Here is an 8,041-nt window from a genome sequence, read left to right as displayed (position 1 = left end):
CTTCTGTGCCATACGCAGTTACGTTTCGAGTTGCAGAAAGCAAAATATAACAGCTTCAACAGCGCTGAACTTGTTGTTCAGTGGGCATTTGCCAGATATTTTTGTTCAGTAGGCTGAATAGTTACCAGAATATAAACTAATAACTTACTGTGCTTTGTGTCATAACTCATTGGAAAGTAAGTACAATTTTCACAAACTTTTTCCCTTAGCGTAGGTTTTCGTACCATTGGGCTTCAACCCCCTTCGCCAAATAAGAGAAGACGTACAAACCATTATTAATCTTGCAGCAGATAATGCCCAGCAAGATGGATTTGAATTAGATGCTCAGCAAATGAGAGAACTCACGGCGCATAATATTAGACACACAGGCTAAGCCACGACATCAATCTAAACCAAAGACCATTAGCGCATGTACAGGCAGACGCCGGTCATGAAAGTATTGATACAACCAGTTTATATATTCACACAACAGATGTTGAACGCGCCCAAAGTGCTGCATCAAAACCAATGGATCATTTAGCAGGAATAAAATAGTACAAATATAAAGCGTCGCTACGTGAATAGTTCTCTACCTAATGTACTAAACTCTGAAAGTATTCACGTAGCGTTAGAGCATAATTTCAACAACTTAGAGTCTAAACTAACAAACCTGCTTATTTTGAATCTTACATACAATTGTGCGCACAATCTATATTATGTTAAATACGATTTAGAAGTATCTATATTGCTGCAAATTTTGTGGATTGTCACTCAGACCTGGATTTTCCGGCAAGCTCAGAATCCCCTACTTTTTTTGCCATCTAACTTCAGATTTGTAAATCTTGCTAATTTAAGTGTGCTTATGTGTAAGTAAAAAATTGATTGGGTAAATTCGAACTGAATTATTTAGGGGTTACTCTAAAACTCTTTTGGGTTATTAGAGCCACATTTTTTGCAATCTACTTGCGGGAATTATTTGAAACTCTCTATATTTCTGATTGTGATCTTTTTTTCTTCAATACCTAGATTAATTAGAGTATTTTTATGTGAAATTTTTTCGCTTTCACCGTATGCACTTACAGACCAGAGGCAATCAGGATTAACACGCTTTTTGATTTCTTCGAAGTATGGTTCATCAACCTCAGATAAGGAATGACCCAATACAAGAACTTCTGTAACATGAAATAAGTTATCAAAGAAACTTCTATTTTTATTAAGTATGCTATTCGTATCTTTGAATGATTGCCTGTAGTGCCTGTAAAGCTCTTGTTTCCCTAACTCAAAAGAATGATCATAGCTATTGTTTCTTCCATCAATACCCCATTTTATTTCCTCTTTTAAAAGCCCTTGTTGTGGTTCAGATTCCTTTTCGATAAAGGGGTCTTTTGACCAAAGGTACATTTTTTCCCGCGACCTTCTAAAAGCATTGCTACAACTGGTCTAGAGCGAAAAAATCGATTTTTATACCGTTGGTCTGATTAATTGTAACCTGCTGTATTTATTTGATTTTAACATCTTGAAAGCTTTCGCAAACCTAAATGATTCACAATAATACGCATATTAAATAACAGCTTTATTGTTTCTTACTTCATTTGTACCAGAAAATTGAAAAGACAGCATTTACTCTTCCATGATAAATGGCTGCAGTCCTTGCTTTTCAACTTCAATTAATTTTTCTACTTGCTCTTGAATACTCTTAACGCTGTCACCTCTATAAAATTCGTAGCTACCAATAAGATTGATAAAATGCCAAGAAACGGGTGAAAAATTCAAGATGGCTTTCGAGTTCTCAACGTCTATTTTAGAATAATACTCATAAAGCCCAGACAGAATTGCAGCATTATGGTAGATAATAATGTTTGCGAGTAGTCTTATACTCTCAAGGTTAATACTGAGCTCTATTTCTGTTTTTCCATTGAGCATTCTACCGCCATTAACACGAGCAATGGTTGATGAAAGTTGATGATATGACTCTCCTCTGTTCAAACTACGCTGAACCACAGTTCGCTTTTCTTCGCTATCGATATAACTCAAGATATAGTCTGTCATGATGATTTCATCCAACGCTATCATGGCTTTTAGAACTGGACTCATGGCGCTTGTTGTCGACAGCTTGCGAATGATACTGGCTTGAGTGGTTTTCTTCATCGCAATAGATGCAAGTATTCTCAACACCTTATCCCACTCCTTGATGATGAGCTCCCTATTCACTTTTTTTGATGGCTTGATGATGTGATGACTGTAATCATCAACTTCTCGAAATCCAACCAATCTTGTTTTTGATTTATCTGCCAGACGTGTAAACCTTGGCATAAATTGATAGCCAAACATCTGCATCAAAGCAAAATTTACACGGTTGATGCTGTGCATATCACCTGAAACTGCAGCAACATTAATCTCCGAAGTATTGCTTTCTACGAGATCAACTAAGTAATGACTTTCATGTTCATTCGCGCTAATAGCTTTCAGATTGATTGGCAAGTGATTAGCATTGAGTACGATAGACACAATCCCTTGATTCAATCCAAAATATTTTTTCGAATACCTTGCTTTAATCGTGTGGTAGCGAGTTGCTAACTTTTGCCCGTCGATACTGGCATGAACGCCATAATCCGATAAGTTGTATTCTTTGAAAATGGACAATTTAGCCGTTTTATTGACAACCAAGTCATTCGCCGAACGTAAAGTTTGTACTCTTATGTAACTGTCATTTGTGTGTTTAAGAGTTTGCCCTTTGATATCGCTGATATCGACCATCTTCTTGAACTCAATTCCGGTAGCATTAGCCACTAAACAAGCGTTAATCGCTTCAATTTCGGGGATTTGTTTGGAGTATTTGGGTTGAATGTGGGTAAAGACTTTACTGTACTCTGTTTCCTTATCAACGATCTGAGCAAGCTCAGCGATACTCATTGTTGATAAATTGTTGAAGAAGGTGTTATTCACGCCATTTTCAATTGGTTTATAAGGAAGCGTCCAATGGGTAAACTCATTTTTCTTATTGTATTTGAGCTTGATACAACTATTTGAACCATCCCGTATACGTTGATTAACTTGAGTAAATTGAGTTTCAACACTGTCTTCTAAGTGATTTAAAATATCGACAATATTACAAGAAAGCATAGGCATGTTCAGTTCTGCTATGATGCTATCTTTTTGTTTTTCCCATTGTTCTAACGCTATGAGTTCATCTTCAAGTGCTCGATAACTATTACTGTGTTTTACATAAGCAGCAATATCACAAATGCGTTTCTGAAGCTGCCAATACACCATAAATTCATAACGATCACCGTCAATCACTCCTATATTGACGTTATTGAGTTTGGAGTTTTCATTCATCAAGAACTTACGATGGCTTTTGGGGAAGAAATTGAATGGTATTTGATCCAGAGAGTAGCGTTTAAATGCTCGCTTCTCTGCAATATGCTGTTTAAGAAAGTCGATAGCTTTAGTTAACTCAGCATCATCACAACTGAACCCAATATTCATAAAGATAGGACGAATATTCCGTTTCATCCTACGTCCGAGCCTGCCAAACATTTGCCATCGATAAAAGTCTCGGTCAAAATTTGGCTTTTGGAAGTCACTGAGAAATTGTTTAAAATCGACTTTGGGAACAATTTGAAATGCTTGCTCTCTCACTGCAACATCTGGAACCTCATCATCAATATTCACCAGCATGACTTTGTGAGCTTGATTTCTCAGCTTCTTATCAATGGCCTCAGCGATATCGATTTGCTGGCGTTGATATTCGTTACCCAGTTGCACATACTTTAAGATCTTATGGATAAAGCTACTGATAAGTTGATCATTAATCTTCCGTAACCTGAGTTGTATATAACAAAGTAAATACAGCCGAGCCTTGTTTTTGGGGCGGAACCGTTGTAGTTTTTGGATGGTATAATACTCAGCAAGTTCAGCATAATAATGAATGTTTTGCTCCGAGATCTTTAATTTTTCAAGTAATGACTTAGTTTGATAGTAGACATCTACGATCAATTGTTGCTTCTCAACCGTTGTTTTTATCTCTGTGGTTGAAAAATTTTTCTGATCTTTTTTCAATAAGGTGAGCTGGTACAGTAAATCATCATTGGTGAGCAGTTTATCCAGTTGGATTTGTAGTTTTGTATCCGTGTGCTTATAAATGATATTAAAGAGCCTACTCTGCTCGGCATTCAATGCTTCTGATATCAGTAGTTGGAAGGCAGAGTATGAGGGCTTTACTATTCGATGTTGTTGGCAATAGGACAGCAAGTTGGTGATTAAAAATTTTGGTAATGCGTGGAGCTTGGCCAAACGTTTGGCTTCTGCTAATAACTCTGACATCCAATATTCATCAGCATCTCTTAATCCCAATTTCTGATAAATTTGACTACGATTTTGATAACGCTTCTGCTTCGATATTTGCTTTTTAGGAAACAACTCTGTAGGAAAATACTGTTGCAGTATGAACTTAACATCAGCCTTCACTTTCTGAAAAGAAAACTGAAAAAAACAGCCTGAAGCATAGAAGTATCCTAGTTGTAAAACATAATCAATTTTATCTGCGACTGAGGTTAAGGTTTCTATGTATTCGGCATCATCTGACTCAAGTTGAAATAAGTCGTGGCGTTCATTGTCTTCTAAATTACTTGGTAATCCATATAGAGCATCAATTTCATCAACGGACAATACATTCAATCGAGCCATAAAAATTCTTATCATTCAATACACAAGGACATGAATGGTATACGAATTAATCTGAACCCAAGTTAAATAGACTCTGAAATACTGACTAATTGGGGGTGTAAGCCCAAACCCCAGATTTTTTTCCTCAACTATACGGATTAATAGTAACCAGTTGAAATCTGAATAAATTAGATGCAACAAACTCATTTCTGGACATAAACGCGACAGAACTAACCTCGATGTTAAAACAACTACTCAAAAGTATTCAACTAATTAGTCGACCATGAAAAACACCTAACATTCTGATCGCTAATACAATATAGCGAAATGATGCATTAGATTTCGACCAGAAATGATAAAATGGCTCACAGTTTCTGGTCGATCTTGGTGCTAAAAATGCTCAAAGAAAGCCCGTCAAATAGCCCCCATACCAGTCTGTTTGATATTACAGAACAGCTTTTACAAAATCACCCTTTACTCGCTTTGGCTCAAGCCTTTGATTGGGCATCATTAGAGCAAGAATTTAAATCGCTCTGCAAGAAAACAGGGCGAGGAGCTAAGCCCATCAGACTCATGTGTGGCTTACTTATCCTTAAACAAATGTACGATTTAAGTGATGAACAGACCGTCGAACAATGGTTGATGAATCCTTACTTTCAAGTGTTTTGCGGTGTAAAAGAATTCCAAATTAAACCACCGTGTGATGCCAGTGAGTTGAGCGTTTTCCGCAAACGAATTGGTACCCAAGGAGTCGAGAAAATCTTTGCATTATCCGTCGAACTTCACGGAGATGATGCAGAAGAAGAAACGGTTTATGTCGATAGCACCGTTCAAGAAAAAGCCATTACTTATCCTACGGATACCAAGCTTGCCATAGGGGTGATTCATCGAGTAAATAAGCTCGCAAAAGCTTGTGGAATACAACAAAGACGAACTTTTATTAAGGAAGTTGAGCAATTAAGAATAGATTGCTGCTTCAGGCATGCGAAGAATCGTAAGAAAGCCAGAAGAGCGCTAAAAAGGCTGCGTATCATAGGTGGATTACAATTAAGGGAATTACAGCGCAAACTGCCTCAGAAAGTGCTTGATTTACAGAAAGACAATTTTTCAAATTATGAGAAAGCACTCACTCAACAAAGAAAAGATAAGAACAAGATTTACAGCTTACATGAGCCTGATGTTTACTGTATAGGAAAAGGTAAAGACCAAACGCCTTACGAATACGGTAAAAAAGCTTCCGTTGTCCTCACAGAAAAAAGTCTGCTTATTATCGGTGTCGCCAGTCATGATAAAAATGAGCATGACTCAAAACTTCTCAAGCCAGCTCTCGACCACGCTCATAAGCATAGACAAACCAAAATAACTACAGCAGTGGTAGATAAGGGTTACAAAGGGTGTATGCAATATGTAGAGCAAGAGGTCGTCATTCCAAATAAGCCATTAAAAAGAGATAACGAAGCGCAAAGAAAGCGTAAAAGCTACCTCTGTAAAAGCGAGCGACGATAGAACCAGTTATCGGCCACGTGAGGAGTGACTTTAGATTGTGCAGAAACTGGTTAAAAGGAAGTGCAGGCGACGAGATCAATTTGTTAAAGGCGGCGTGTGTCTGGAATTTAAGAAAGTGGTTAGCCATTTTCTTTTTGCTTAAAAAAGATGATAAGTTTTGGTTGTTTTGTATCGAAATTGACCATAAATCGGAAAAAGTTTATTTTTGGGTACGGCTCTGAGGTTTTAGATAAATCAGATGCCGTACTTTTTGGGTTCAGAAATGGAGTTTTTCAGAACCGACTAATTAGTGTCCACTATTTCTAAGACTCATCATTTTCAACGCGCATAAAAAATCCGATATCATTAACTGATATCGGATTTTGAAGCCTGTAGAAGATGGGGCAACCAATACGCTAATTTTTATCTCAACTGATCGGTATTACTTCTAATGTAGACTTTAGTCAGCAATAAATTAAGGCAAGTCCCGTTTACTTATTGTTAGTGAATGTGTTTAGCAAACAGTACAACATCCGTTTTATGGGAAAACCGATGCTGAGTTACTAATTCACCATCAACCGTCACGGTATCACCAAGCTGGAAACCGTCGATGGAGAGGTCTATAGGGAAGATCACATGTAATAGGCCAACCTTTTTTTTCACTTCGGCATTCAAATCATCTAACGTTTCTGGTGTGCCGATTGAGACCGTTTTATGCAGGATCAAAATATAAACATTAACATTGTCAACACTCATTTGATCTAAAGTCCCAACCAAGGTTACTGTTTCAGCGTACGGTAACAGTTCTTCTGCGTTTACGTCATCTGCATTGACTTCATCATAGGCTACATCTGGGAAGCCTACCTCTGTATTGGTTACAACTGAAAAGTTCGCCTTAGCACGGGCTTGCGTGGGGTAGAATGATATAAGTAAAACAATAACAAACGTTAATAGTATTTTCATTTGACGGCTCCCTGTTCAAATTTTTCGAATTTTACAATAGCGTTAGCCATTTGATGCATCTGTCTTGAACTAAATGTATTTAAAATAGTATGACTAGGCAAGCCTAAATCGTTACTCACAAAACGGACATAAGCACTTGTGGGGTTTTCATGCGCTGGTGAATATCTAGCAATAGCATCAGCAATGGAGAGATTTCGGTAACTGCCTCCATTCAAGAGCCTTTTTATTGCATTAAAGCCATCAAGTGGATTTCGAAAGATAGCAAACCGCCCATCGTGACCGATAGCGCCATGCCGAAGAGTGAAATCACTATGAGATATATTTCCAGGGTTATTATTACGCCAAGATCTTGAACCTCCAAATTTTGTAACACTGCTGCCGTTAGTGAAGTAATAAGTAACTTTTATACCAACTTGAGCTGTAGCGGATGAGCTTTTTGGAAACTCTAAAAAACATCTGCCGTCTCTTAAATAACTTTTAAAACGACCAGGGTGAGCCATCTCAGCCATTCCTGCGGAAGCAAATGGTATTGAAGAACCAGAGCAGTCTGAGTTTTGAAAAGCTCTTATCATTGAAAAAGCATCTGTCGAGAAAAGCAGCAATAAAGTGAATAACGTTGATTTTATCATCGATAATTTCCATATTATTTATTTTTCCATAACTTGCCTTAATTACTTGCCGACTTAACTATACAAGTTCATCTTTGGGATAATCGTTAATCTTTTTAATTGCATTTGTATGGTTCGTTCACCTGCTTTTGGTAAACGGTATAATCATTGCTTTTAGATGATTAGGCGCTGCCTGAGAGTTGAAATTCTAAAATGATAAAGGAACTCGGCCGCAAGCAACCGAGTTTTATTTGAACAGTCCAAGCTGATCTGCACTTTTCTCTTTTTTGTCTAACTCTGCCAACTGTTCTTGAACATACTTTCTGATCACATCTTCA

5 protein-coding genes and 1 pseudogene are annotated in these 8,041 nt (G+C 37.4%); 2 read left to right on the top strand and 4 right to left on the bottom strand.

Features of this window, described 5'->3' with window-relative positions; translation table 11 throughout:
* Positions 1-241: 241 nt before the first annotated feature.
* A pseudogene (locus D5018_RS19725) lies at positions 242-534 on the top strand (tyrosine-type recombinase/integrase); the annotation flags it as partial.
* A gap of 417 nt (positions 535-951) precedes the next feature.
* On the opposite strand, the gene D5018_RS19720 reads toward D5018_RS19725, so the two are convergent.
* Together D5018_RS19720 and D5018_RS19715 are read right to left on the bottom strand one after the other, a co-directional pair.
* Positions 952-1,380 carry an AbiH family protein gene (locus D5018_RS19720; RefSeq protein ID WP_121840701.1) on the bottom strand — a complete coding sequence of 143 codons (429 nt, stop codon included), beginning with the start codon at positions 1,378-1,380 and terminating at the stop codon, positions 952-954.
* Between the two features lie 219 nt (positions 1,381-1,599).
* A complete protein-coding gene (locus tag D5018_RS19715) occupies positions 1,600-4,668 on the bottom strand; it encodes a Tn3 family transposase (protein WP_121840700.1) in 3,069 nt (1,022 codons plus the stop codon).
* Positions 4,669-5,043: 375 nt separating this feature from the next.
* Between D5018_RS19715 and D5018_RS19710 the strand changes: the two genes are divergently transcribed.
* Complete coding sequence (locus D5018_RS19710; protein ID WP_207819405.1) at positions 5,044-6,153, top strand: IS5 family transposase; 1,110 nt, start codon at positions 5,044-5,046, stop codon at positions 6,151-6,153.
* Positions 6,154-6,633: 480 nt separating this feature from the next.
* On the opposite strand, the gene D5018_RS19700 is transcribed toward D5018_RS19710, so the two are convergent.
* Positions 6,634-7,095, bottom strand: a complete 462-nt coding sequence (locus D5018_RS19700) for a hypothetical protein (RefSeq protein WP_121840697.1) — start codon at positions 7,093-7,095, stop codon at positions 6,634-6,636.
* Positions 7,092-7,724, bottom strand: coding sequence for a hypothetical protein (locus D5018_RS19695; RefSeq protein ID WP_121840696.1), 633 nt, complete (start codon positions 7,722-7,724; stop codon positions 7,092-7,094). Before D5018_RS19695 ends, D5018_RS19700 begins: the two co-directional genes overlap by 4 nt.
* Between the last annotated feature and the right edge of the window lie 317 nt (positions 7,725-8,041).

It is taken from the genome of Parashewanella curva, assembly GCF_003675895.1.
In the GTDB taxonomy this organism is placed as follows: domain Bacteria; phylum Pseudomonadota; class Gammaproteobacteria; order Enterobacterales; family Shewanellaceae; genus Parashewanella; species Parashewanella curva.
Note: the sequence above shows the minus strand (reverse complement) of the source record. Positions and strands in the feature narration are given on the sequence as shown.